16 protein-coding genes are annotated in these 25,422 nt (G+C 65.6%); 3 read left to right on the top strand and 13 right to left on the bottom strand.

Annotated elements, in window-relative coordinates; genetic code table 11:
* The 5 genes from DBR10_RS11855 to DBR10_RS11835 all read right to left on the bottom strand — a co-directional run.
* On the bottom strand, positions 1-1,878 hold a 1,878-nt coding region (locus DBR10_RS11855; RefSeq protein ID WP_199225332.1), incomplete at its 3' end, for an alpha-glucosidase.
* Positions 1,879-1,993: 115 nt separating this feature from the next.
* Entirely contained in the window at positions 1,994-4,330 is a 2,337-nt protein-coding gene (locus DBR10_RS11850; protein WP_108556362.1) for a TonB-dependent receptor, read from the bottom strand.
* A gap of 117 nt (positions 4,331-4,447) precedes the next feature.
* Positions 4,448-5,044 (bottom strand): NADPH-dependent FMN reductase, encoded by a 597-nt coding sequence (locus DBR10_RS11845; RefSeq protein WP_108556361.1) that lies wholly within the window; start codon positions 5,042-5,044, stop codon positions 4,448-4,450.
* A 10-nt stretch (positions 5,045-5,054) separates the two neighbouring features.
* Entirely contained in the window at positions 5,055-6,134 is a 1,080-nt protein-coding gene (locus DBR10_RS11840; RefSeq protein ID WP_108504592.1) for an LLM class flavin-dependent oxidoreductase, read from the bottom strand.
* Positions 6,131-6,961 (bottom strand): aldo/keto reductase, encoded by an 831-nt coding sequence (locus DBR10_RS11835; protein WP_108504591.1) that lies wholly within the window; start codon positions 6,959-6,961, stop codon positions 6,131-6,133. The genes DBR10_RS11840 and DBR10_RS11835 overlap by 4 nt, the downstream gene beginning before the upstream one ends.
* A gap of 474 nt (positions 6,962-7,435) precedes the next feature.
* Between DBR10_RS11835 and DBR10_RS11830 the strand changes: the two genes are divergently transcribed.
* Complete coding sequence (locus DBR10_RS11830) at positions 7,436-8,419, top strand: YeiH family protein (protein WP_108505129.1); 984 nt, start codon at positions 7,436-7,438, stop codon at positions 8,417-8,419.
* Positions 8,420-8,450: 31 nt separating this feature from the next.
* Here the strand turns inward: DBR10_RS11830 and DBR10_RS11825 are convergent, their stop codons facing one another.
* Together DBR10_RS11825 and mnmH are read right to left on the bottom strand one after the other, a co-directional pair.
* A complete protein-coding gene (locus DBR10_RS11825) occupies positions 8,451-9,452 on the bottom strand; it encodes a LacI family DNA-binding transcriptional regulator (RefSeq protein ID WP_108490288.1) in 1,002 nt (333 codons plus the stop codon).
* Positions 9,453-9,560: 108 nt separating this feature from the next.
* Positions 9,561-10,637 carry a tRNA 2-selenouridine(34) synthase MnmH gene (gene mnmH / locus DBR10_RS11820; RefSeq protein ID WP_108490287.1) on the bottom strand — a complete coding sequence of 359 codons (1,077 nt, stop codon included), beginning with the start codon at positions 10,635-10,637 and terminating at the stop codon, positions 9,561-9,563.
* 132 nt (positions 10,638-10,769) lie between these two features.
* Between mnmH and selD the strand changes: the two genes are divergently transcribed.
* Positions 10,770-11,816 (top strand): selenide, water dikinase SelD, encoded by a 1,047-nt coding sequence (gene selD / locus DBR10_RS11815; RefSeq protein WP_108505130.1) that lies wholly within the window; start codon positions 10,770-10,772, stop codon positions 11,814-11,816.
* Here selD and galA read toward each other — a convergent pair.
* The 3 genes from galA to DBR10_RS11800 form a co-directional block, all read right to left on the bottom strand.
* Complete coding sequence (gene galA / locus DBR10_RS11810) at positions 11,813-14,311, bottom strand: beta-galactosidase GalA (protein ID WP_108505128.1); 2,499 nt, start codon at positions 14,309-14,311, stop codon at positions 11,813-11,815. The two genes, selD and galA, sit on opposite strands and share 4 nt — an antisense overlap.
* 89 nt (positions 14,312-14,400) lie before the next feature.
* On the bottom strand, positions 14,401-17,031 hold the full coding sequence (locus DBR10_RS11805) for a TonB-dependent receptor (protein WP_108505127.1): 2,631 nt from the start codon (positions 17,029-17,031) through the stop codon (positions 14,401-14,403).
* Between the two features lie 212 nt (positions 17,032-17,243).
* Entirely contained in the window at positions 17,244-18,596 is a 1,353-nt protein-coding gene (locus tag DBR10_RS11800; RefSeq protein WP_233243390.1) for a glycoside hydrolase family 53 protein, read from the bottom strand.
* Between the two features lie 212 nt (positions 18,597-18,808).
* Between DBR10_RS11800 and DBR10_RS11795 the strand changes: the two genes are divergently transcribed.
* The gene (locus DBR10_RS11795) at positions 18,809-20,476 is read left to right on the top strand and encodes a tetratricopeptide repeat-containing sulfotransferase family protein (RefSeq protein WP_158272213.1); all 1,668 of its coding nucleotides are present in this window, start codon (positions 18,809-18,811) and stop codon (positions 20,474-20,476) included.
* Here DBR10_RS11795 and DBR10_RS11790 read toward each other — a convergent pair.
* From DBR10_RS11790 to ptsP, 3 genes are read right to left on the bottom strand one after another with little or no spacing between them, the layout of a single operon-like run.
* Complete coding sequence (locus tag DBR10_RS11790; RefSeq protein ID WP_108505124.1) at positions 20,464-21,093, bottom strand: DUF1349 domain-containing protein; 630 nt, start codon at positions 21,091-21,093, stop codon at positions 20,464-20,466. The two genes, DBR10_RS11795 and DBR10_RS11790, sit on opposite strands and share 13 nt — an antisense overlap.
* The gene (gene nagE, locus DBR10_RS11785; protein WP_108505123.1) at positions 21,090-22,871 is read right to left on the bottom strand and encodes an N-acetylglucosamine-specific PTS transporter subunit IIBC; all 1,782 of its coding nucleotides are present in this window, start codon (positions 22,869-22,871) and stop codon (positions 21,090-21,092) included. Before nagE ends, DBR10_RS11790 begins: the two co-directional genes overlap by 4 nt.
* Before the next feature lie 3 nt (positions 22,872-22,874).
* On the bottom strand, positions 22,875-25,403 hold the full coding sequence (gene ptsP, locus DBR10_RS11780) for a phosphoenolpyruvate--protein phosphotransferase (RefSeq protein ID WP_108505122.1): 2,529 nt from the start codon (positions 25,401-25,403) through the stop codon (positions 22,875-22,877).
* Between the last annotated feature and the right edge of the window lie 19 nt (positions 25,404-25,422).

The raw sequence follows: 25,422 nt of genomic DNA, 5'->3' as shown, positions 1-25,422 counted from the left end.
GATCCATTGGGTCCCGGCAGGCAGGTAGACGGAGCGCGAGCGGACGCCCGCCTCAAGAACCGGGGCGACCAGAAGGTCGCGACCGAACAGGTACTGGGTCTGCTCGGCATAGGTCCGTGCGTCGTCCTCATGGTGCAGGAAGAGAGGCCGCTGCAGGGGCAGCCCCGCCTCCGATGCCTCGTTGCCGAGGAAGCGGATGTAGGGTGCCAGGTGCCGGTAGATCCGGGTCATCCGGGCAAAGTGCGCGAGAACTTCGGGATCCTGGTCCAGCTGCAGGTTCTGGTCCGGCCGATTACCCTCATGCGAGCGCATCACGGCCGTGAAGGCCGCCATCTCGCTCCAGCGCATCAGGAGCTCGGCCGTACGAACATTGCCGAACAGGCTGGTGTAGCCGCCGATGTCACTGTGGTGATAGGCGTTGCCCAGAAGCCCTGATGACAGGGCCGCGCAAACGACAGTTCCAATGCCGTCATGGCGGGTGAAGTCCACGGACTGATCCCCGGCCCAGAGCAGCGGGCAGTAGCGCTGCACGCCGGTGTAGCCGGCCCGCATGAAGAACAGGGCCTCGCCTGTCTTACCCCGGCGGGCGACCGCGTCCGCATTGACCTTGGCCCAGATGGTCGGCCAGGCATTGTGCATCAGCATGCCGTCGACGCCATTGGCGAGGCGTACATCGGTGGGAAGATACTCGCCAAAGTCCGCCATCCATCCGGACAGGCCGAAGTCCAGCATTTCGCCGCCGATTATGGTGTCGGCGAACCAGTCGGCCGCTTCAGGATTGGTGAAGTCGACGACGCCGCAATCGAACTCGCCGAAATCAACGAGGTAGGTCGCGTCACTGTCCAGGCGCCTGGCCAGGTAGCCGGCCTTTTCCGCGACCGGAAACAGCGACCCGTCCACGCAGAGATAGGGATTGACGTAACCCAGGAAGCGGATGCCCTGCCCGGCGAGTTCGGTGATCTTATGATCCAGGCCGGGATAGCGCTCGGCATTCCACTTCCAGTCCCAGAAGAGGCGCTTGCCAAACGAGGTGATCCTCAGACCGACCCAGTCCTCGCACCAGAGCCCCGAGATGGCGGCTCCGGAGGCGACATAGGCTTGAAGACGATCAAAGCTTTCCGCGCCTTGCTTGAGCCCGACAATGGCTCCGTTCAGAACCCAGTCCGGCAACGGCGGCTGGCGTCCGAACCGGTCCGAAAGGACTCCAACCAGATCGACGAAGGTATCGCCCGCAAAGAGCTCGATAGCGTCCGGAACAGCCCAGACCTCGATCTCATGGAAGTCGGCATGCCGGAAATCAAAGGCTGAATAGGCCGTCGTCTCGACGTGCAGCGCATAGCGCCGGGAGGAAACAAAGGTCGGCTGCGGATAGTTGGTATGGAAGTAGTCGCCGCCGGCACCGGCCTGGTCCGCCATCCAGGTCAGCTGGGTCGACTTGTCTCGCCCCACGCCCGGCTCGGAGGTCCACAAGGGGAAATGCCGGCCGCGCATGTCGAAATAGGACATCTGTTCGCCACCACCCCAGACATGTTCGTCCTTGGTGGCCGGAACTCTCAGCCAAAGCCGGTTGATCGCCTCGGACACGCCCTGAAACTTCAGGTGGCCTTCCTCGCCAATGGCCATCAGCAGTTCAGCCGGGCCAGCTTCTGATGCGGCGAACCGGACCTTTAAACCGTCGTCGTCCTGCGACAGCGTCGCTGAACGAAGTGGAATCCGTTCACTGACATAGTCGGAGATCGCGAAGTTACCGCGTTGCATCTGAACGTCAGCTTCGCCCCGGCCGATGAACAGGCAGGGTTCTGCGGATGCATGACGGAGTACCGTGCGACCGCCGGCCTGGATCTCGAAACCATCCGCGAGGGCGATGACCTTGAGCACGTCTGAACTCCGGACGAAGGCTCGCTGCGACTGGCGGAGCGATGGGCGTTTCAGTCTGAAAAAGACGGGCCCGGCAGGGGAGAAGGCGGTGCCGGGCCCGAGTTGCAGGACAGATCTAGAAGAGGTTGTAACGGAGCGTCGCGCCGAAATAGCGCTCGGCATCCCGGGGCGTGATCTGCCGAAGGAAGGACGTGCCGTTGGGGATACGGTTGATGACGAAGTTTTCGTCCGTCAGGTTCTTGGCGATGAGGGCCAGTCGGACGCGGTTGTTCTTGCCCACAAAGGCGACGCTGGCGTCAGCCGTGGCGTAGCCTTTCTGGACGGCATTCGGGTTCTGGTTGATGTCGAAACCCATCTTGCTCTGGTATTGCGCGCCGACATTGAAATCGAGATCGAACGCCTGGCCTTCCAGCGGCATGAAGTAGCTGCCGTTCATCGAGAGCTTGTGCTTGGATGAATAGGGCAGCGGCTTGCCGTTGATGGCCAGCGCGGCGCAGGTGCCCGTGGTCGGGCATTTGAACTTGTCGATCTTGGCGTCGATATAGGCATAGCCGCCATTGATCCGCAGGTTGCGCACCGGCTCCAGGGTGAAGTCGGCTTCAAAGCCCTGGGTTTTGACGGATCCAGCGTTGGTCAGGCGGGTAATGACCGTGGTGCCGATCATGTCCTGGTTATTGGCCTGGAAGTTGTCGTAGGTCGTGTCGAAAGCCGAGACGTTCAGGACAAGGCGACCGTCCAGCAGACGCGACTTCAGACCCACCTCATAGGCATCCGACGTTTCCGGCGCGATGCCGAAGTTGTCGTTGGCCTGCATGTTGAAGAACACGTTCATCGCCGGGCCCTTGTAGCCCCGGGTATAGCTGCCGTAGGCCATCATCGTCGGCACGACGTCGTATTGGACGCCCAGCTTGCCGGACCAGCCGTCAGCCTTTGTCCCGCCGGTGGCGGCGAAGGTCGGGTTGACGCCGCTCAGGGCTGCGGCACCCGAGGTGCGGAGGCGGCGATGCACGAAATCGATCTCGTCCTGGGTCCAGCGGGCACCGAAGATACCGCGCAGGTTAGGCGAGAAGTTCAGCGTGCCCTGACCGAACGCTGCGTAGTTCTTCAGCGTGGTCGCGAATTCACCGATACCGGCATTGGTCTCATAGACCGAAGCGGCCTTGGTACAGGGGGTAGCGGCACCCAGAGCGCCCAGGGTCACAGGCGCGAGGGTCGAGCTCAGGCACTTGGTGACCGTGCGGTTGAAATAGTTGCTCTCCCAGGTGTGGTAGTAATAGAGACCGGCCACGTATTCGAGGAACTGGCCGGTCGGCGAGGCAAGCCGCAGTTCCTGGGTAAATTGGTCAAAGTTCAGCCGGCCATAGTCATGAGAACGGATGTCACCCGCCAGGGCCCCGGTCGAGACATAGGTCGGGGAATCCGAGCGGAAGTCGCCATCCCGCGTCTGCTGGTTCTTCCAGTTGCGATAGGCGGTGATCGAGGTGACGGTATAGTCGCCGATCGACCAGTTCACCTGGGTCGAGAAGCCGCTGTTGATATCCTTGGTCAACGGCGACTGGTCGTTGTCGATGTCCTTGTTGCCGGCACCCGGCGTCAGCGGCCTGAGCGACGGCGAGAAGACCGCATCGTTGAAGGCGCTTGAGAAAACGGTGCCGATGCTGTCGGCATAGCCATTGTCGACGTTGTGCGAATAGTCGGCGATGAAGTCGACCGTCAGGTCTTCAGTGGGCTCCCAGCGCAGGCGGCCGCGCAGGCCATTGTGCTCGTAGCCGTTGATGTCGTCGCCGTTGAAGACGTTCTTGCCGTTGCCGTCATAGTGGCTGAAGAACGCCGCCAGTGAGCCGGCGACCGTGTCGCTTAGGGGGCCGGAGATCGCTCCGCGCACCCGATACTCATTACCCTGATAGTAGGAAGCGTCGACATAGCCGTCCAGCTCATGCTTGGGCGCACGGGTGATCATGCTGATCACGCCGGCAGAGGCGTTTTTACCGAACAGGGTTCCCTGGGGGCCGCGCAGGATTTCAACGCGCTCGAGGTCGAGGAAGTCTGCCGTGGCCTGGCCGCTGCGGGCATAGACCACGCCGTCAACGACGGTCGAAACCGACGGCTCGACACCGGATGCGAAGGAGATCGTTCCTACGCCACGCACGGTCAGGGCCGAGTCCTTGTTGGAATTGCCCTTCCGGAAGCTCAGGGACGGCGCCATCTGGATCAGCTGTTCAGCCGAATTGACATTGGCCCGTTCCATCGCCTCGCCGCTGACGACGCTGATGGAGATCGGCACCTTCTGGAGATTTTCCGAACGCTTCTGCGCCGTGACGATGACCTCGGCGACAACCGGTGCATCATCGCCGGTCTGGGCCAGCGCCGGCGTCGCCAGGACTCCTGCCAGAACCAGGCTTGAGAGCGCAGTGCCGACCAGCATGCGCGTCCGTTGGGTTTGATTCTTCATCTCTCTAGTCCCTCCCACTGCTTAATTCCTACCTCTTGGGTAGGTGTTCTCGCCTCTTGATGAGGCGTTGGTCTCTCTAGAAAAACTGGGCGGCCTTGCAGGACCGTCCCAGCGCCGTCATGCCGACTTCCGGGGTGTTAGAAGAAAGTCCGCAACCTGGTCGCCGACCAGGCCGAGTTGCCCGGTCGCGGCAGGGTCTTCGCAGGTGCCGTCTTCGCGGAACCGCGACATCGAGCTGTTGATCGCGGCCGCCATCGGTGTCGGCCAGCCCCTCAGGGCGTGCACAACCGAACGAAGGGCCGACAGCGTGCCGCCGGTGGCCTGCCAGCCATAGGCCGTCACGATCAGTCCAACCGGCATGCCGCTGAGATAGACCCGGCTGTCCTTGGCCGTCTCCTCAAGCAGGTCGAGGGCATTCTTGACCATGCCCGAGACGCACCCGTGGTAACCCGGCGAAGCGATCAGAAGGCCGTCAGCGCGTCGGACCGCATCGACAAGCTCGCGTTCCTCGGGGGTCCGCTGCGCCTTCGGCACAAAGATCGGCAGACGTCCGAGAAATTCACCGCCGAAGATCAGGGTGCCCACCCCGCGCGCGGCGACCGCCGACATGGCGATGGACAGGGCCCGCTCGGTCGACGAGGGCCCGCCCGCCGTGCCACCGATACCGACGACGAACGGCCGTCGGCCGGCCTGATCATTTTGCGAGACGAGCATCAGCGGCGCACTAGGCTAGGGGCCCGTGGTCGATGTGCGGCAGGACATGGCGGGCGAAGAGGTCTGCCTCGGCCGCATGGGGATAGCCGGAGAGGATGAAGGCCTCGATCCCCATTTCGCGGTAGTCGTTGAGCTTTGCCAGCACCTGATCGGGGTCCCCCACGATCGCCGCACCGCAACCCGAACGGGCACGCCCCACACCGGTCCAGAGATTGGCCTCGGCATAGCCGTCATCACTGGCGCTCTCGCGCAGGGCGGCCTGGGCCTGAACCCCGACCGAGGTCGAATCCAGGGACTTGGCGCGAATGGCTGCGCCTGTGCCCTCATCCAGCTTGCTCAGCAGACGATCGGCGGCCGTACGGGCCTCGGCTTCACTGTCACGCACGACGACGTGGGCGCGATAGCCGAAGCGGAGGGTCCGGCCATGGCGGGCCGCACGTTCGGTCATGTCGGCGATGATCGCGGCGACCACCTCCTTCTTGTCCGGCCACATCAGGAAGACATCGCAGCCTTTGGCGGCGGCCTCGCGGGCGTCTTCCGACAGGCCGCCGAAGTACAGCGAGGGAGCCTTGCCCGAGACCGTCGTCACCCGGGGCGGGTCCAGCTTCAGGTTCCAGAACTCACCCTGGTGATCCAGCGGCTCGCCGTTCAGCATGGTCTTGAGGATGCTCATCGCCTCGACCGTCCGGGCATAGCGCGGGCCCGAGGCCAGCTTTTCGCCGGGCATGTCGGAAGAGATGATGTTGATGGCCAGGCGACCGCCCAGCATCCGGTCAATGGTGGCGATCTGACGGACCAGTTGCGGCGGCCACATCTCGCCGATCCGCACGGCCATGAGCAGGCGCATGCGACGAAGCATGGGGGCAATCCCCGCAGCAAAGGCCGTTGTATCGATGCCGAGCTCATAGCCTGACGGCAGCAAAATGTTGTCGAACCCACCGGACTCGGCCTGCAGGACGATGTCGCGGCAATGCTCCCAGCTCGACTTCAGCTTGGGGTCCGGAACGCCCAAAAACTCGTAGTCATCATCGCAGAGCGCGGAGAACCAGCTGATCTCGCAAGGGGGGCGCGTGGAAGACGAAAGGCTCATGGCAAGGGAGCTCCCATGGAGGCGACGAGGACGCGGTACCAGTCGGTACGCGTCCAGCGCGGCTTGTAGGCGTCGGGGATTTCAGCAATTCGGGCCAGCGTCTGGGTGCCGACGATGGGAATGGGTCGGGCTGGATGCGCCATGATCCAGCTGTAGGCCGCTGCCGAACGGGAGACATCGTAGGTCTCTGCGATCTCGTCGAGCACAGCGCAAACAGCGCGTCCACGCGCGTCGGTCGGGGCCGCGAGACGCCCGCCACCAAGCGGCGACCAGGCGAGCACCGTCAGGTTGCGGGTCAGGGCCTGATCCAGAACACCATCCGTGAGCGGCCCGATGGCCAGGGGCGAAAACTCCGGCTGGCAAGACACGACCGGGAGCGCGAGGTGAGCCGCCAGGGCTTCGACCTGCGCGGGCGTGTAGTTCGACACCCCGACCGCCCCGATCTTGCCCGCCGCGTGAGCCGCTTCAAGGGCACGCGCCACCTCCGCCGGGTGGGTCAGAATGTCGGGTCGGTGAATCTGCCACAGCGCGACGTGCTCGACGCCCAGTCGGGTCAGTGACGCATCGATGGCTGATGCGAGGTAGGTCGCGCTGGAGTTATAGGGCGTGCCGATGACAATCCCGCCCTTTGTGGCGATGACCATCCGGCTGGCCAGCCCTGGCGTCTCAGCGAGGACGCGGCCCAGGAGGGCCTCGGACGCCCCGAAGCCTTCGCCATTGTCCGGCCCGTAGATGTCCGCCGTGTCGAAAAGCGTCACACCCGCGTCGAGGGCTGCCAGAACCAGCGATCTGGCGGCAGCGACGTCGTCCCCGCGGAACCGCCACATGCCCCATGCGAGGGACGAAACTTCAGGCCCGCCATCATGGAGCGGCCGCGATCGGGAAGGTGCGCTGAGGTATGTCATCGCTGTCATACTACCGAGACAGCGCGCCTTGGCAACGCTGCAGCGCACCAAATTTTCCGTGCCAGGAATCGATCCGAACTAATTGAATACCCGGAAATTGCACGATTTATCCCAGATATGGACCGTATTATTCATATGCAAACCCACAATGCATAATGACTAAAATATAAATTAGCTACAAAAAATCTTCACGGACAGTTGTATTTTAAGTATATTTTTAAAATATTCTTTTACAGCAAATCTCTTTCAGATATCGGACAAGGTAAGCCTCATCCCCGAACGGAAATCGGCCCACGCAGTTGCCTCATGCCTGCAATATGATAACGGTGTCAGACCGCGATCTGGCGCTAGACCGGAGCATCAGGCGGTATTTTCCGGTTGGTTGCGGAGGAAAGCATGCAGAAGGGCAGCATTTATGCCCCAGGCCTCGCCGTTGCGATCCTCGCAACCCTGGCCGCAGCCTATGTCTCCGACCACTACGGCGCGCCCCTCACCCTGATGTGTCTGTTGTTCGGACTGTCGATGAGTTTTCTGGCTGACGACAAGCGGCTGGAGCCTGGCCTCACCATTGCTTCACGGACCCTGCTCCGCTGGGGGATCGTGCTGGTCGCCACGAGGATTACCTTCAGCCAGATCCTTCAACTGGGTCCTGCTGCGCTCCTGGCCGTCATGGCGATCGTTGCGATCACACTGACCAGCGGCGTGTTTCTCGCCCGCCGCTTCGGCTTCACAGCAGCCTTCGGGGCCCTGTGTGGTGGCGCAGTCGCGATCTGCGGGGCATCCGCCGCAATGGCTTTCTCCAGCCTTCTCGGCGAGCGGCGCACATCGCAGGCGCAGTTGACCCTGGTCCTGGTCGGCATCTCGGCCATGAGCGCTCTGGCCATGACGGTCTACCCCGTCCTGGCGCACCACCTGCACCTCAGCGACGTACAGGCCGGCTTCCTGCTCGGCGCGTCAATCCACGATGTCGCCCAGGCCCTGGGGGCCGGCTATTCCTTCTCACAGGTCGCCGGAGAAAATGCGGCGATCGTCAAGCTGACACGGGTCGCTCTCCTCGCCCCCGCGATGATGGTCGTGGCGATTTTTCTGCCCAAGGATCCAGATTCGAAGGTGACCAGCCCGATCCTGCCCTGGTTCGTGATCGGGTTTTTCGGACTGGCCGCCGTGAACTCCTTCGGCTTCATTCCCCCGGTCCTCGGCGAGGGGGCCAGCAAGACGGCTGCCGCCCTGCTCGCCTGTGCGGTCACGGCGACCGGCATCCGCTCCAACATGAAGTCCCTGACCCAGAATGGCCTGAAGCCGCTGCTGGTGATCGTCATCGCTACGCTCATCGCCCTGGGCCTGAGCATCGTGGCAGCGAAGGTCCTGATACCGGGCTAGGGTCGCCCTGCCCTCAAAGCCCGACTTTCTGTCAGGCGCCCGGTGCTGCAGTCGAGGCCCGCAGCACCAGTTCGTGGGCAATGCGGCGATGGACCGGACCCTCGACCCCTTCGAACAATAGCGCGGCTGCGGCATAGGCCATCTCCCGCGTCGGCTGCCTTACCGTTGTGAGCGGCGGCCAGATCTGGCCGGCCAGGGCGATGTCATCGAAACCGGCGACCGAGAGTTGCTCCGGCAGGGCCAGGCCCCGGCGGTGGGCGACGGCCAGGACGCCGGCGGCCATGTCGTCATTGCTGGCGAATATGGCGGTCGGGGCATTGGGCAGATCCAGCAACATCTCTGCCGCCGCCTCGCCCGAAGCGAAGTCGAAATAGCCCTGCCGGACATATCTGGGCTCATAGGCAAGGCCCGCCCGATCCAGGGCCCGGCGATAGCCGAACAGTCGCAGGTCGCTGGCCGCATGATTGGTGTGGCCGATGATGAAGCCAATGCGCTTGTGCCCCAGCGCGATCAGGTGACTCGTCATGTCATCGGCGGCCTGGACGTCATCCATTGACACCGACGAGCTACGACCATGATCCGTACCCGGCGAGATGCGAACATAGGGCATGCGCCGGCGGTCGAGCTCGTCGAGCGCAGCCTCAGAATCTGTGACCGGCGCGGAGAGGATGACGCCATCGACCTGGGTCTGGTCGATCAGGCTGCCGACCTCAAGGGCAAGGTCGGGTGAGTCTGCGTCACTTGGCTGGGCCAACAGCCGGACCCCCTCCTCGACGCAACGCGCCCAGATGCCGGTCTGGATCTGATGGATGTAGTGGGGGCTCTGGCTTCCGTAGACCAGGGCGATCTGGTGACTCCGCTTGCCCGCCAGCATGCGGGCTGCCGCGCTGGGTTGAAAGTTGAGCTGGGCCATCGCGCCCTCGACCCGCTGCCGCAGGTCTTCAGAAACGTATTTTTCCCGATTGAGAACCCGCGACACAGTTTTGGTCGAGACGCCGGCAAGGGCAGACACATCCTTGATCGTCGCGCGCATCCGGCAGGCTCATCCTCGACTCTGAGCCGAGACCCTATGCCATATCGTTGCCCGGCGCACATCGCCTTCAGTGCGCAAGCTCGCGGAGACACCGCCCCAGATCGGGGCCTAGGTCCCGGGCGGCCTCCACGCTGATACAAAGGTCGCTAGGTCCCGCGCAGCGGCGTCGAGGCCAGCAGCGTCAAGCCGCTCCAGGCCGATCGTTTTCAGAGTCTCCTGCCCGGACTTCCGGCGTCCGCTGGCATAGGCCAGATCATAGTGGGCGGCCATCAGGGCTTCGGCCAGGTCGGTCAGTTCGCCTCGCTCAACCATCTCGCGCCAGACCCCCAGGCACCTCTGGCTGGGATGCACCGGCAGCTTTTCGAGAATGGCCAGTAGCACCTCCCGGTGCGCGCCTATGTCGCCATAGGCCTGGACCAGATAACGTGCGCGCTCCGGCCTTGGGACCGTCACCTCGATCCGCGAGGCCTGACACATCGCCTCCCAAAGCATAGGGGGCACGACGCGATTGCCGATCTTGCTCGACTCGGCCTCGACGACGACGGGGCGCGCAGGATCGAGGGCCTGGAGGGCCGCCAGCAACCGGCTTTCGAACGCCTTCTGGTCCGGCTGGGGCTGACCCGGCACGGCCCCGAACAGAGAGCCGCGATGGCAGGCCAGGGCTTCAAGATCCAGGATCTGCACGCCCAGCGCCGGCAAGCGCTCTAGAATCGCCGTCTTGGCCGAACCGGTATTGCCGTCCAGCAGGATCAGCGACAGGGCACAGGCGTCCTCATAGAGCCGCGCCTGCACCCAGCGGCGATAGGTGCGGTAGCCGCCGTCGAGGACGGTCGTACGCCAGCCGATCCGCGACAGGATGGTGGCCATGGCATTCGAACGCTGGCCGCCCCTCCAGCAATAGACCAGCGGCCGGTAGCCTTCGGGCCGATCGGCAAGCGCCGTCTCAAGGTGGCGGGCTATGTTTCGGGCCACATGCGCCGCCCCGATCCGGTTCGCCCTCAGCCGCGACTCCTGGACATAGATCGTTCCGACCTCGGCCCTCTGGGCATCGTCGAGGACCGGCAGGTTTATGGCTCCGGGCAGATGGTCGAGCGCGAACTCGCCAGGACTGCGCACATCGATGATCTCGTCAAAGGCCGCCAGCGAGGCCGGGTCGGCGGCGTTAAGGACCTGAACGGGCTTCATGGGCAGGGGGCGGTCCGCAGGCAGAAACAAGTCATTCGGTACAGTCCATCGCGATCAGTCTGTCGAGACTATGCGCAGGCTCTCCGGGAATCGTAAGGTCCGACCGACATGACCGCTTCGGAGACGACCGCTGTGCCAGATCCCGTCCGACTGACTTCCCTGGCCCATGGCGGCGGCTGCGGCTGCAAGCTCTCGCCCGCCGTGCTGCGGGACATCCTGGCCCAGTCGCCTGCCGCCGGCCTGTTCCCCAACCTTATGGTCGGCACCGAAACCTCGGACGATGCGGCCGTCTGGCGGCTGAACGACAGCCAGGCCCTGGTGGCGACGACGGACTTCTTCATGCCGGTCGTCGACGATCCCCATGACTTTGGGCGCATCGCCGCCACCAACGCCCTCTCGGACGTCTATGCCATGGGCGCGACACCGATCTTCGCCTTGGCCATCGTCGGCATGCCGATCGACCGGCTGCCGGTCGAAACCATCGGCGCGATCCTGGCCGGCGGGGCGTCCGTCTGCGCGGCCGCAGGCATACCGATCGCCGGCGGCCACTCGATCGACAGCGTCGAGCCCATCTATGGCCTGGTCGCCCTGGGTCTCGTCCATCCAGACCGCGTGCTGTCCAATCGCGGCGCGCGTAACGGGGATGTGCTGATCCTGACCAAGGCCCTCGGGGTGGGCGTCCTCAGCGCAGCCTTCAAGCAGCAGCGCCTTTCCCCCGAAGGCTATGCCGCGCTGATCGCGACAACGACCCAGTTGAACAGCGTCGGCGCAACCCTCGGCCAGATCGAGGGGGTCCATGCCGTGACCGACGTAACGGGCTTTGGACTGCTCGGGCATTTGCTCGAAATGTGCCGCGGTGCCGGACTTTCTGCGCAGCTCGACGGCAATGCCCCTGACCTGCTGCCCGACGTCGCCGATCTGGCCCAGGCCGGTGTCCGGACGGGTGCCGCGGTCCGCAACTGGGCGAGCTATGGTCTGTCGGTTCACTTGCCACCCGGCACGCCAGACTGGCGACGAGACCTTCTGGCCGATCCCCAGACCAGCGGCGGCCTGCTCATCGCCGTCGCGCCTCAGGATGTCGAAGCCGTCCTCGCTGCGGTCACTGGGGCCGGCTTCACATCAGCGCGAGTCATCGGCCGGATGTCCGACGGCCCGGCCGAGGTAAACGTCCGCGTCTAAAGGCCGGCTTCGGCCGCGAGGATCACCGTCGAGGACTTGATCCCCGCCGCCGAGGCCGTGATCCGTAGGGCGCCCGGCTCGCCGCGACGGGTGCGGACGATGGCCTGGGCCAGGCCGTTAAACGCCTTGCGCTGACTGGCCACGTCGGGCTCGTGGCTGGTCGGATTGCCGTTGCCGACGCCGATCACCTGACCAGGCCCGGCCACGTCAAAGGCCACCAGGTCATCGGCCTTCGGCACCGGTCGCCCCTTCGCGTCCAGCACCTCGACCTTTAGGATCGCAACATCCTGGCCGTCAGCTTTCAGGCGCACGCGGTCAGCGGTCAGGCGCAGGGCCGCTGCAGGACCGGCCGTCTCGCGTCGGGCCCGCAGGATCAGCTTGCCGTTCCTGTAGCCATGGGCCTCAAGCACACCCGGTGCGTAGGGCACCAACCACTCGACATGGTGGTTTGGTACCACCGCCCGAACCCCCTGGCTCTTGCCGTTCAGGAAGAGCTCGACCTTGTCGCAGTTGCTGTGCGCCCAGACCGCGACCGGCTGGCCCTCGCGGCCTTCCCAGTTCCAGTGCGGCAGCAGATGAAGCAGCGGCTCTGACCGCCACCAGGCGCGGTAGTAGAAATAGTTGTCCTTCGGGAAGCCGCAGGTGTCGAGCGCGCCGAAGTGCGAGCTGATGCTGGGCCAGCGGTTGAACGGCGTCGGCTCACCGCGATAATCGAAGCCGGTCCAGATGAAGCCACCGGCCATCCACGGGCGGTCCGCCGCATGGCTCCACCACTTTTCGGCTGTGGTCGCCCACCAGGGGTGGTCGGTGTCATAGGCCGGAACATAGCTCCTGGCCTCGTCGCGGGCATATTCGCCGCGCGTGGTCACCACGCTGCCGCTCTCACTGCCGATGATCGGCAGCGTGGGGAAACGGGTGTGAAACTCGTCCATCTTCTCGTGGCGATAGTTGAAGCCGATGACGTCCAGCGCCTCGGTAATGCCTTCGCCGAAGCCGGAGTCGAGGGCGGCGGTGACCCCGCGCGTAGGGTCCAGGCGATTGACCAGTCGCTTCATCGTTCGGGCCACCCGGGCCCCGCGCGCCGTGCCCTGCTGGGGCTCCTCATTGCCGATCGACCACAGGACCACCGAGGGGTGGTTGCGGTCGCGGCGCACCAGCCGTTCCAGCTCGTCCATGGAGGTCGGATCGCTGGACATCCGGCGGGTCTCGTCAATGACCAGCAGTCCCAGCCGGTCACAGGCATCCAGTAGCTCGGGCGTCGGCGGATTGTGCGAGGTGCGATAGGCGTTGCAGCCCATGCTCTTCAGCTGTTCCAGCCGCCAGACCTGCAGGGCATCGGGAAGGGCCGCGCCGACCCCGGCGTGATCCTGGTGATTGCAGCTACCCTTCAGCTTCACCGGCCTGTCATTGAGGAAGAAGCCCAGGTCCGGGTCGAACCGTACCGCCCGCACGCCAAACCGGGTGACGAACCGGTCGACCACCGCCCCGCCGACCTTCACTTCGGTGACGAGGCTGTAGAGGTGCGGATTTTCCAGCGACCAGAGATCCGGCGCGACCAGGGTCACGGTCTGGGACAGGCTCTGGCGCTGCCAGGCCGGCAGACGCCCCGTGGCCGGTGCCACGGCCAGCACAGCCTTGCCAGACGCCTCCAGCACGGCGTGGCTCAGGTCAAACGCAGCCGGGACGGCACTCTCATTGACCAGATCAGTGTCGATCTCGACCGTGCCATCGGTCCGGGCGCGAACAAAAACGCCCCACTGGGGCACATGGACCGGCGCGGTCTTGACCAGCCAGACGTGGCGGTAGAGTCCGGCCCCTTCATAGAACCAGCCCTCGCCGAGACTGGCATCGACGCGAACCGTCAGGATGTTGTCGCCGCCGACATTGGCGATGTCGGTGATGTCCACACGGAAGGGGCTGTAGCCGCTGTCCTCACGCTCGAGGACATAGCCGTTGACGATCACCGTCGTGTCGCGGAAGGCCCCGTCAAACTCGATGGAGAGGCGCCGGCCGGCGTCTGTGGCGGGCAGGGCAAAGGTCTTGCGATACCAGCCGACGCTGGTGTCGGGAAACTCTCGACCCAGCGGCTTGTAGCCGTGGGCAGCGCGCAGATCCTCGTCGTCGGGCTTGCCGCTGGGCCTGTAGTCCGGGTTGTTCACAAAGGGCAGTGTGACGGCCCAGTCGTGCGGCAGGGTGACCGGTGCCCAGGCGCTGTCGTCGAAATCGGCCTGGGCGGCGTCGGCAACCCGCCAGTTGGCGGCCGTGGCGCCGGCCTTGGCAAACGTGCGCTGGTTGGCCCCGAACCCGAAGTCACGGGCCGGGTCCCGGGCATGGCCCAGGGCGAAGCGCCAGTCGAAGTCCAGAGAGAGGCGCTCGCGCGGCGCCAGATCGACCGTAGAGACCGATGCAGTCTGAGCCAGGCCTGACGGCGCGTGGGCCAGGGTGGCGACGCCGGCCGTTGCAGCCAGAGCCTGACGGCGATTGATCTGGACCATGGGCGAGCCTCTCACGAAATCAAAAAAAGGGGGAGGAGACCATGCGGGCCCCCTCCCCGGCACAGGGATCGTCGGGAAGGAATGACGGCCTAGAACTTCACCGTCACATCCATCAGATAGCGACGGCCGTAGACGTCGTAGCGGCCGATCCGGTCGGGCTTGTTGTCACGATACATCCGCAGCGCCTCGTTGGTCAGGTTGTTGACCTGGAAGCGCAGGCCGAGGGTCTTGTTGATCTGCCAGGACGAGCTGAAGTCGAGGGTCTTCTCGCTCTCCAGGGTCTGCAGGTCCGCGCCGCTCCACCCGTAAATCACGGTCATCGGGCTGTGGTACTTGTAGCCAAGGCGGGCCTCGACCGGACCATCGGCGTACCAGAGGTCGACCGTCGCCGTGTGCTTGGCCAGACCGGTCATGTCGAGTGGATTGTTGGCCGGCGAGAACTCCTTCAGGTCCGAGTCGACATAGGCATAGTTCGAATAGATCCCGAACTTGCTGAGGATGCCCGGCGCAAAGAAGAACGGCGTCTGGAAGGCCAGTTCGACGCCCTGGATATAGCCCGAACCGCCATTGGTCGGGCTGGAGACGGCGTAGGTGGTGCCGGCATAGGTGACCGGGCTCTGCTTCCAGCCGATGTAGGAGTCGACGTTCTTGTAGTAGTAGGACGCCGCCAGCAGGGCTTCGGGACGGAAGTACCATTCGGCCGAGGCGTCAAACTGCAGGGCCTTGAATGGATCGAGCTTCGGGTTGCCGGCGCTGCCCGTATAGGGGGCCCAGCTGGTCAGGGTGCGGCTGGCGCGCAGCTCGTCCAGCGGCGGACGGGCCACCACCTGGGCGAGGCCCAGGCGCACGATCCGGCCTTCGTCGAAGTCGAACTTCACGTTCGCGCTCGGCAGGACGTCCGTATAGTCGTGTTCGACCGTCACGGCCGCCAGCGGGCTGGAGCCCGTGGCCTGCCGGTAGCCGTCGCTGCTTGTCTTGGTGTGGACGACGCGAACCCCGAAGTTGCCGGTCATCCAGGAACCCGCGACGCCATCGGTGGCGAAGTTGGCCATGGCGTAGCCTTCAGCGACCTTCTCGTTGACGCTCCAGCGCTGGGCCAGCTCTTCAGAGGCGTTGGACGGCTTGAACGCGTTGGCCCCGTAGGCGATGGCGGCGATCTTGTCGAAGTCACCGGTCAGGACGGCCGGGACATTGACGCTCGAGACCTTGTAGCTGGTGAACAGGTTGCCGGGCACGGTGGCACCCGTCGGGGCGGTCGAGAAGCTGAAGCGGTTGTGATCCTTGGTGCGGTCCGAGATCCGGCCACCGAACTTGACGCTCTTGAGCGCGCCTTCACCCAGGTCGCGACCCACATCGAAGGCCGCAGCCTTCAGTTCATCGTTCAGATGCTCGGGACCATCATTGGAGCCCCACTGGTTGGCAAACTGGGCGAGGCCAGACGAGGCCTGGCTGGTGGTGATGGTAGGGGTCTTGCCGGCGCGGGTGTCGAAGCTGGTCGAGCTGGGATAGGCCTCGACCCGAACGGCCTTCCAAGTATTGCTGCGCTCAGCCTTCGAGTACGAGACATCGCCGGTCACGACCCACTGGTCGGCGGTCCATTTGCCGTTCAGGCCACCGACCAGCAGTTCCTTGTCTTCGGTGTAGTGCGACAGCACGGTCGTCACCGAGCTCCAGGGGATGGTCGCGGCCACAACGGAGCCGTTCAGGACGGTGAAGGACGCGCCCGTCGCGTGATAGTCACCCCAGTTGCCGTTGTTCCAGTTGCCCCAGTTATTCCGTCCCCAGACGGTCTGGTCCTGCCGCTCGTCAATCTTGATCTTCGAATAGAGCATGTCGCCCTTCAGCTCGAAGCGGTCGGACGGCTTCCACTGCAGGCCGGTCGAAACGCCGCTGCGCTTCTGGTCGATGCGGCTGACCGACAGTTGCGCGCCCCAGGGCGTGGCATCCAGCTTGCCATCGCCGTTCAGGTCGCCGCTGTAGTCGCTGGCACCGGCCGGCGGACGGGCCAGATGGTCGTTGTAGCCCCAGCCCGTAAACGACGGATAGCCGTTCTTCTGCTGCTGACTGGTCAGCCCCAGGACGATCGCCAGATCGTCGCTGAACTTGTGCACGAAGGAGCCGCTGGCCCGATAGCCAGTACGGTCATAGTTCGGAATGTCCTCGCCGCCGTCATAATAGACCGGACCGGCACGCCCCACGAAGCTGGGCCCCTTGTAGTCGAGCGGAGCGATCGTATCGATGTTTATGCTGGCGGCCACGCCACCGGCGATCAGGTCGGCCGACTGCGACTTGTAGACCTGCACGCCCGAGACGACTTCCGACGGGTAGATCTCCCAGCGCACATTGCGGTCCGGTTCCGTCGAGGCCACTTCACGACTATTGACGGTGCCCAAAACCAGGCGGGCACCCAGGCCGCGCACGACGGCCTGGCTGTCATTGCCCCGGTCGCGGGTGGCGTTTACGCCCGGCAGGCGGGCGATGGATTCGGCGATGGTGACGTCGGGCAGAACACCGATGTCCTTGGCGGAAATGGCCTCGACCACCTTATCCGAGCCCTGCTTCACGGCCAGCGCATCGCGGAGGCTCTTGCGCACACCGGTGACGACGATTTCTTCAACCTGGGCCGCTTCGCCGGCCGGGGCGGACTGGGCGTGAGCACCCGTCGCGGCGATCAGGGCAAAGCCGCTTGCGGCGGCGAGCAGGATGGAATGACGAGTCATGTGTTCCCCCATAGGTCAGGCGCGCCACACCTCTGCGAGCGCAGCCACGTTGTGATTTTTGCTGAGCGGCCAGCGCGACACCCGCTGGTTCAGTGAGACGCGAGCGTTCGCGTCGAAGCTGGCTTGCACCTCTTTGGGCGCTTCCGCGTCGAGACCATGCCCGCGCTTGAAGCCTATTTATCATATCAATGATACATGACAAGCCACCGGTGTCATTTTAGTGAAACTTCGGAGGGCGTTTTGCCGATAACTCCCGAGACAGCGGGCGCATCCGCCACCGCATCGGCCGTCAAAGCCGTAGCGACCGTGATTTCGGTCCCGGGCATCAGGCGTGTCCGAAGGGTCCAGTCCTGCCCGTCCCTGACCATCGGCAAGGGACCGGCTCCGGCGAGAAAGTCCCCGTCGATAAAGCGGACCGGCTCATCCTTCGCCGCGACCCTGAAGGTCACCTCGACAGGATGGGCATAGGGCGTGCTCAGCCAGCTTACGCCTTCCAGGGCCTCGCCCTTGAAGTCGAACAGAGCCGAGTTCTCCCAGTTGGACCCGACGCCCCAACGCGTCTTGCAGCGGGTCGAGACCCATGAAGGCTCCCAGTAGACGACCCCGGCTCCGCCATTGGCGATGACCAGCTGGGTCAGGTCGATCAGGTACTTCTTCTGACCCGAGCGTGTGGCGGGATACCCCGGGATCAGGGAATCCTCACCGAGAAGATTGGGCGAACTGTCGGCCCCCTCCGTCGTGAACGGATAGGCCGTCTCGACGACCAGGATATCGGCGGCATAACGGAAGCGGAGGCGGTTGATGGTTTGGCCCAGCTGCGCCATCGAGCTGCGGGACCACTTGCTGTAGTAGCTGATCCCGATCATGTCGAAGTCTGTGACTCCCGCCTTGGCCGCTGCGGCGAACCACGGTTCGACGTTCTCCGGCTGGGCGATATGGAGCATCACGCGCGGCTCGATCTTTGAGGTCGCTCCAGCGTCCCGCACGGCCTTGATCCCGGCATTGAACAGCAGGGCATTGCGGGTCCAGTTGATGGGCTCCTTGGCTCGGGCGAGCGTCGAGACGATCTCGCCATTGGTCTCGTTGCCGACCTGGACGAGCTCGGGCATCAGCCCCTCGGCGTCGAGCTCTGCCAGGGTCTCGCGCGTATAGGCATAGAGCGCCCGGGCCTGCTCCGGCGTCGAAAGCTTCGCCCAGGCCTTTGGCGCGAGCTGCTTTTCGCCATCGGCCCAGTCATCAGAATAGTGAAAGTCCAGCAGCACCTGCAGGCCCGCCTTGCGAGCCCGGGCGATGCTCTTCTTGACGTCGGCGAGATTGGAATAGGACGTCCAATCAGGGTTATTCCACAAGCGGATCCGGGCCACATTGGCTCCGGCCGACTTGAAGAACGCATACTGCTCAACCCGCTGCCCCGCAGATGTGTAGACCGCCCCGCAGTCATCCATCTCGTTGGCATAAGAAATGTCGACGCCCAGATAGGTCGGAACAGGTTGAGCGCGGGCCACACCCGCCAGCAGCAGCGCGGTTGCGAATCCGATGGTCGTGAGATGACGCCTGGCAGTCACGGTGTTTCCTCGTTCACCCCCATTTTCGGGGTCCATTCGATGTCGCCCAAAATCATTCCATTGATAATATAAATCAAGCCCCGTCGCACGTCGCGTCGATGAACGACCTGGTCCGTAGTCAGGGTCGAAACAGTTGTCCGCCTGCCCGGTGGCGCGATAGATTGCGCCCCAGCAGCCTTTTTGCGCTCCCGGGCGCCGCCACAGGGGGATCCGTGGACGACAACAGTCTTCCGCCCCATGGCCTGATCGAACAGGCGCGCGGCTTGCTCAATGCAGGTCAGGTCGAACGGGCGGCGGCCACGGCACGGCTTCGGCTGAACCAGGCCCCCGACGACGTGGACGCCCTGGAAATCCTGGCCCTGGTCTTCCAGCAACGGGGCCAGGCCGGACAGGGCATTGCGATCCTGGAACGGATCATCAGCCTCGCCCCCGGCCTCGACTGGCCGCGCGACGATCTCGCCATCCTGCTGGCCGGCCTGGGCCGGTTTGATGACGCCGAGGCCACTTGCCATGCCGCCCTGGCCCGCAATGCCCGCAATGCCCAGGCCCACGCCATGCTGGGATCCCTGCTGACCCGGCGACGCGACCTGCCCGGCGGCGAACAGGCCTACCGCCGGGCCCTGGATCTGGTCGGCGACCACCCACCGACCCAGGTCGCCCTCGCCGCCAACCTGATTGAACAGGGCAAGCTGGAAGCGGCCGAGCCCCTGCTCGTCCGGGCTGACCAGCTCCAGCCCCATGACGGCGAGACCCTCGCTCACTGGTCAAGGCTGCGGGAACTGGCAGGCGACCTGGCTGCGGCCCGGACCCTGCTGGATCGCGCCGAGCGGGCCGGTCACGACGTCACCCTGCGCCGTGCCATCCTGCTGGACCGGGAACGGCGACACGCCGAAGCCCTCGCCGTGATCGAGGCGGTACCGGGCCAGCCCGGCGGGGATGCCCTGCTGGAACGGGGACGGCTGAAGGAGAAGCTGGGCCGCCCCGCCGAGGCCTTCGCTGATTTCACGGCCGGCAAGGCCAGGCTCGCGGCACGGGATGGCCTCGCCTACGACGCCGATGCCGTGGCGCGGGAGTATGAGACCCTGGCCGGCCTCGTCGAGACCCGGGGGCAACCGCCGGCTGCCGCCAGGGCCGGGGGCCCGCAGCCGGTCTTCATCTTCGGCTTCCCCCGTTCCGGCACAACCATGGTCGAACAGATCCTGACCAGCCATCCGGCGATCGCGGCCGGGGGAGAACTGCCTTTCGTCTCCGAGTTGGTGGGATTGCTCGAAACCCGGTTCGGAGGCCTCGCCGCCCTCTGGCAGCCCGGCGTCGGAGAGGTTCTGCGGGACCACTACCTGGACCGTGCAGATCGGTTCGGCCTGAGAGATACCGGGGCGCTCCTGTTCACGGACAAGATGCCGCTGAGCGAGGTCTGGACCCCCGTAATCCTGGCGGCCTTCCCCGAGGCGAAGCTGATCCGCATGGTTCGCCATCCGCTCGACACCGCCGTCTCCATGCTGTCCCACAACCTGACTCACGGCGAGTTTTGCGGCTACCGGATCGAGGACATCGCCACACACATGCAGGCCGTCCATGCCCTGACCGGGCGCTATGCCAGGGCCATGGATTGTGCGGCGCTGGCCGTGCGCTACGAGGATCTGGTGGCGGATCAGGAGACCTGGACACGGCGGCTCCTGGACCATCTCGACCTGCCGTTCGAACCGGCCTGCCTGCGCTTCCACGAGAACCGTCGCTATGCGCCGACGCCGAGCTATGCCCAGGTCAGCGAGCCGCTAAATGACCGCTCGATGGGGCGGTGGCGGCAATATCGCGAGCCGCTGGCCCCGCAGGCCAGGGCTCTGGCCGAGGTGATCGCGGACCTCGGCTATGAGGCCTGAGGCGTCTCGACCGTCCAGCCGGAAAAGCGCGCTTCGAACGGCTTTCCGAACGGTGCGCAGGCCGTCAAGCCCAGTTGAACCGTCTCGCCCATGGCCAGAGGCCCGAGACGCACATCGACAAAGGCCTCGCCCGGCCTGGCATAGGCACAGGCCAGGATCGGACCGCGTCGGCTGACCCGCAACCGGATCGGCCCGGTCCAGCCGGGCAGCGGGCTGACCGAGCCGTCAGACCCGTCGCGCGTGAAGACCGTGGCCGAGTTCAGCCGGCCATGCAGCCATTCCACCCCGGTCTTCATCCAGTTCGCCGCATCGGCGCGAACCATCAGGCCGGTCTGGTCGGCGTCGCCGGCATAGTCGGCGTCTACGGTTACGGTACTCACGAAGTCGCCGGCGACCTTTCGATAGAACAGGTGGCCGCTGTCGATGATCGCGTCGTTGACCAGGGTCTTGCGCCAGAAATCAGATCCGGTCTCGGCCCGCATGGTCAGGCCGGTGCTGGTGGCTTTCCAGATCGTTGGCGGGTTGAGCCAAGCGGTCGCGTCGCCGGCACCGGCCCGGGCCGGCAGGGCAAGACCGGCCACGACGCCCATCATCGCGTCCCGACGGGTCACAGTCATGCGGGCAACAGCCGGATCGCCTCGGCCAGGGCATCGGCCTGCGGCCCCATCACCACATGGATCGTCCGCTCGCCGATCCGGGCCACGCCGCGTGCGCCCAGGGTCTTGAGCGCGGCCTCATCGATGGCCAGGGGATCGAGTACCACCACACGCAGGCGGCTGGTGCAGCTGCCCAGGGTCTCGATATTGCGCGACCCGCCGAGGGCGGCCACCAGACGCTCCGCCATAACCCGGTCACCGGCCTCGACGGCCGGCTGTGGTTCCGGAACAGTCGCCGAACGAGCCACGCTTGCGCCTCCCATGGCGGCGCGGATTTCACCGGCGACCTGATCGGCGATCGGCCCCAGCACCACCTGCAGAGCGCGCTCCGAGGGGCGGACAATCCCGCGGGCCCCCAGGGCTTTCAGGCGGGGCTCGTCAACCTGACCCTCGCCGGTCACGATCAGTCGCAGGCGGGTGGTGCAGGCATCAACCGAGGCCAGATTGGCGGCCCCGCCCAGGGCGGTCAGAAAGTCCTCACCCCGGCCGCCGGCCGCCGCCTTAACCGCGATAGTGATGGCCTCGTCCGGCTCGCGGCCGGGCGTCTTGAGATCGAAGCGGATGATCACCCAGCGAAACACGACGTAATAGACGCCCGCATAGGCCAGCCCCACCGGGATCAGCAGCAGGGGCCGCGTGGCCTTGTTGAAGTTCAGCACATAGTCAAACAGGCCGGCGGAGAAGCCGAAACCCAGCTTCACGTCCAGCAGGTTCATGATGACCATCGACAGGCCCGTCAGCACCGCGTGGACGGCGTAGAGCAGAGGGGCCAGAAACATGAAGCTGAACTCGATCGGCTCGGTGACGCCGGTCAGGAACGAGGTCAGGGCCAGGGAGGTCAGCATCCCGCCCACCGCCTTGCGGCGCTCCGGCCGGGCCGTGTGCAGCATGGCAAGGCAGGCGGCCGGCAGGCCGAACATCATCACCGGGAAGAAGCCGCTCATGAAGGCCCCGGCGGTCGGGTCGCCGGCGGCAAAGCGGTTGAGGTCGCCGGTTGCGCCGTTGAAGTCGCCGAGGATGAACCAGACCACGTTGTTGAGGATGTGGTGCAGGCCGGTCACGATCAGCAGGCGGTTGAGCACGCCATAGATGAAGAGCCCGACATCGCCAGACGCGACGACGAGGCTGCTCAGCCCGTCGACGCCGGCTTCCAGAAAGCCCCAGCCGAAGCCGAAGACGAGGGCCAGGCCCACGCCGGCCAGGCCCGCCGCGATCGGCACAAACCGCCGCCCGCCGAAAAAAGCCAGGTATTCCGGCAGCTTGATGGTGCTGTAGCGATTGTAGAGCGTGCCCGCGATCAGGCCGGACAGGATCCCGACCGGAATGGAGAGCTTGCCGATCTCCTTGGCCTTCCAGGCGGCGACGACAAGGTCCCTGGTTCCTTCAACCGCCTTGGCAGCGACCTCGGGCGGCACCGCGATCAGAGCGTCCGCCCCCTTGGTGGCGACGAGATAGGCGACCACGCCGGCCAGGCCCGCCGCGCCATGGTTCTCGCGCGCGAGCCCCACCGCCACACCGATGGCGAAGATCAGGCCGAGATTTCCGAAGATCGCTCCGCCTGCCGCGCCGAAGACACTGGCCAGGGTCAAGGACAGCCCCCCGGACATCGCCGCCAGCGCCGGTGCACCCAGCAGGTCGCCCTGGCCCAGCCTCAACAGCAGGGCCGCCACCGGCAGCACGGCGATCGGCAGCATCAGGGCACGGCCCAGGGGCTGCAGCACTTCGAGCGGTGACTTCATCGCTTAGGCCTTCACTTCGGTAGACTGGGCCAGAAAGCCCCCGGCAAGTTCGCGGACGGCCTCGGGCGAGCTCAGGTCAAGGGCCTGAGCCGCAAGCCTCCGGCACGCTTCGAGATCCAGACGGCGGACCAGAGCCTTGACCTCGGGCACGCTGGAGGCCGTGGCCGAAAGCTCGGTGACGCCGAGCCCTAGCAGGATCGGCACGGCGGCCAGATCGGAGGCGGCCCCGCCACAGACCCCGACCCAGCGGCCATGCCGCGCCCCGCCCGCACAGGTCTGGGCGATCATCCGCAGAACGGCCGGATGCAGGGCATCGATCCGCGCGGCGACCTCCGGATTTCCGCGGTCCATGGCCAGCACATACTGGGTCAGGTCATTGGTACCGATCGACAGGAAGTCGGCTTCGGCGGCAAGCAGGTCGGCGGTGACCGCCGCCGCCGGGGTCTCGACCATGACACCGAGCTCGATCGTCTCGCTGACCCCCAGCTCGCGGCGCGCCTCGTCCAGAACCGCGCGGACGGCGCGCAGTTCGTCCAGGCTGGCGACCATGGGCACCATGATCCGGCACTGACCGACGGGCTGAACCCGCAGGATCGCGCGGAGCTGGGTCTTGAGTAGCTGGGGCCGCCAGAGCGAGACGCGCACGCCGCGCAGGCCCAGCGCCGGATTCTCCTCGGCCGGGATCGGCAGATAGGGCGCGGCCTTGTCGCCGCCGACATCCAGTGTACGGACGATCAGGGGCTTGCCGTCGAGCGCGGTGGCGATCTCCTGATACTGCCGCGCCTGTTCGTCTTCATCGGGCGGCGTTTCCCGCTCGAGGAACAGGAACTCGGTCCGCAGCAGACCGCAGCCCTCGGCCCCGTTGGCGGCGGCGGCTTCGGCATCGCCGAGCGATCCGACATTGCCATAGACTTCGATACGAGCCCCGTCGCGCGTGACACTGGTCTGGTGGGCCGTCGCGCGTGCAGCGGCCTTGCGCTCCTGCTGCTGGGCCAGCCGGGTCTGGGCGGCTTCCAGGGCGGGAGCATCGGGGGCAACCCGGAGCTGGCCACTATCGGCATCCAGGATGAGAGCCGCCCCGTCCTCGATCGTCAGGACCGCGCCCCCGGCAGCGACCAGGGCCGGAATGCCCATGGCGGCGGCGAGGATGGCGACGTGCGAGGTCGGGCCGCCGCGCGCCGTACAGAAGCCGGCCAGCACCCCGGCCTCCAGTCCCATCAGCTGGGAGGGCATCAGTTCGTCGGCGAGCAGGATCGAGCCGGGCGCGAGGCTTGCGGCGTGCTCGTCCTCTCCGGCCAGGGCCCGCAGGACCTGGCGCTGCAGGTCAATCAGATCGTCAACCCGCTCGGCCATGCGGGCATCGCCCAGGCCCTTCAGCGCCTCAACATAGCCGCCGATCGCCTGCTTCCAGGCATGGCCGGCGCTCTTGCCCTGCGCGATGAGTGCCTGGGCCTGGGCTGTGAGTTCGGGGTCATCGAGAATGGCCAGGTGGGCGGCCAGGATCGCCTGACGCGCCCGGTCACCATGGCTCGATGCCTCCGTCAGCCGTCCCCGGACCCTGGCCATGGCCTCTGCCAGAGCGGCCTGTTCGATGGCGATACCGGCGCCCGCTTCGCGGACCGCGATCTCGCTGTGCGCCAGGCGGACGGCCTTGCCAATGGCCAGGCCCGGTGCCGCCCGGACGCCCTTCAGCACGCCCTCAGCCGGGATCGCGGCGATCTCGGTCACGACCACCGGAGAGACGGCGGCCACGGCCCTGGCGGGTGCCGGTCCGGCCTCGCCCATACCGCTTTCGATCAGCGAGACCACCGCCGCAAGCGCCGCCTCGGCGTCAGCCCCGCCGGCCAGGACCCGGATCGTCTCGCCGTGCTGGATGGCCATCGCCATCACGCCGATCGGGCTACGGGCATTGGCGCGCCGGTCGCCGTGAATGAATGAGAGCTCGGCCGCGAACGGCCGTAGCGCCTCGGCAATGCGGGCTGCGGGGCGGGCATGCAGACCATGCTTCAGCGGCACGACGACCGTCGCCTCGATCGCCCCATCCTGAGTGTCTGCAGCGGCGAGCCGGGCCTCGAGTGAAACGAGTTCCATCAGCGCCTCACCGACCTCGGTCGGGCGGTCCTGATGCCGGGTGACGATCCGGAAGGCCTCCAGATTGGTGACCAGGACCGGCGTGATTAGGCTGCGGGCGTTCTGGGCCAGGAAGTCGAGATCAAAAGCGATCAGCGGCTGTCCGGTCGTGACCGTCTCGCCCTCCCGCACAAGCACCTCAAAGCCCGCACCGTCCAGGGCAACGGTCTCCAGGCCCAGATGCATCAGGATCTCGGCCCCGTTCGCGGCGCGAAGACTTACGGCATGACGGGCACGGTGCACCGAGATCACCACAGCATCGCAGGGCGCATGCAGGGTCGACCCCGTCGGATCAATGGCCAGGCCATCGCCGAGCATGCGCTGGGCAAACACCGCATCGGGCGTCTCGTCGAGCGGGGCGATCCAGCCCTTGAGCGGCGCGGAGAGAACGAGGTTGGCCACGGGATCTACTCTCTCGAAA

This window comes from Caulobacter sp. HMWF025 (assembly GCF_003060965.1).
Lineage (GTDB): Bacteria > Pseudomonadota > Alphaproteobacteria > Caulobacterales > Caulobacteraceae > Caulobacter.
The sequence above is the reverse complement of the archived record's forward strand: the minus strand, read 5'-3'. Positions and strand labels throughout refer to the sequence as shown.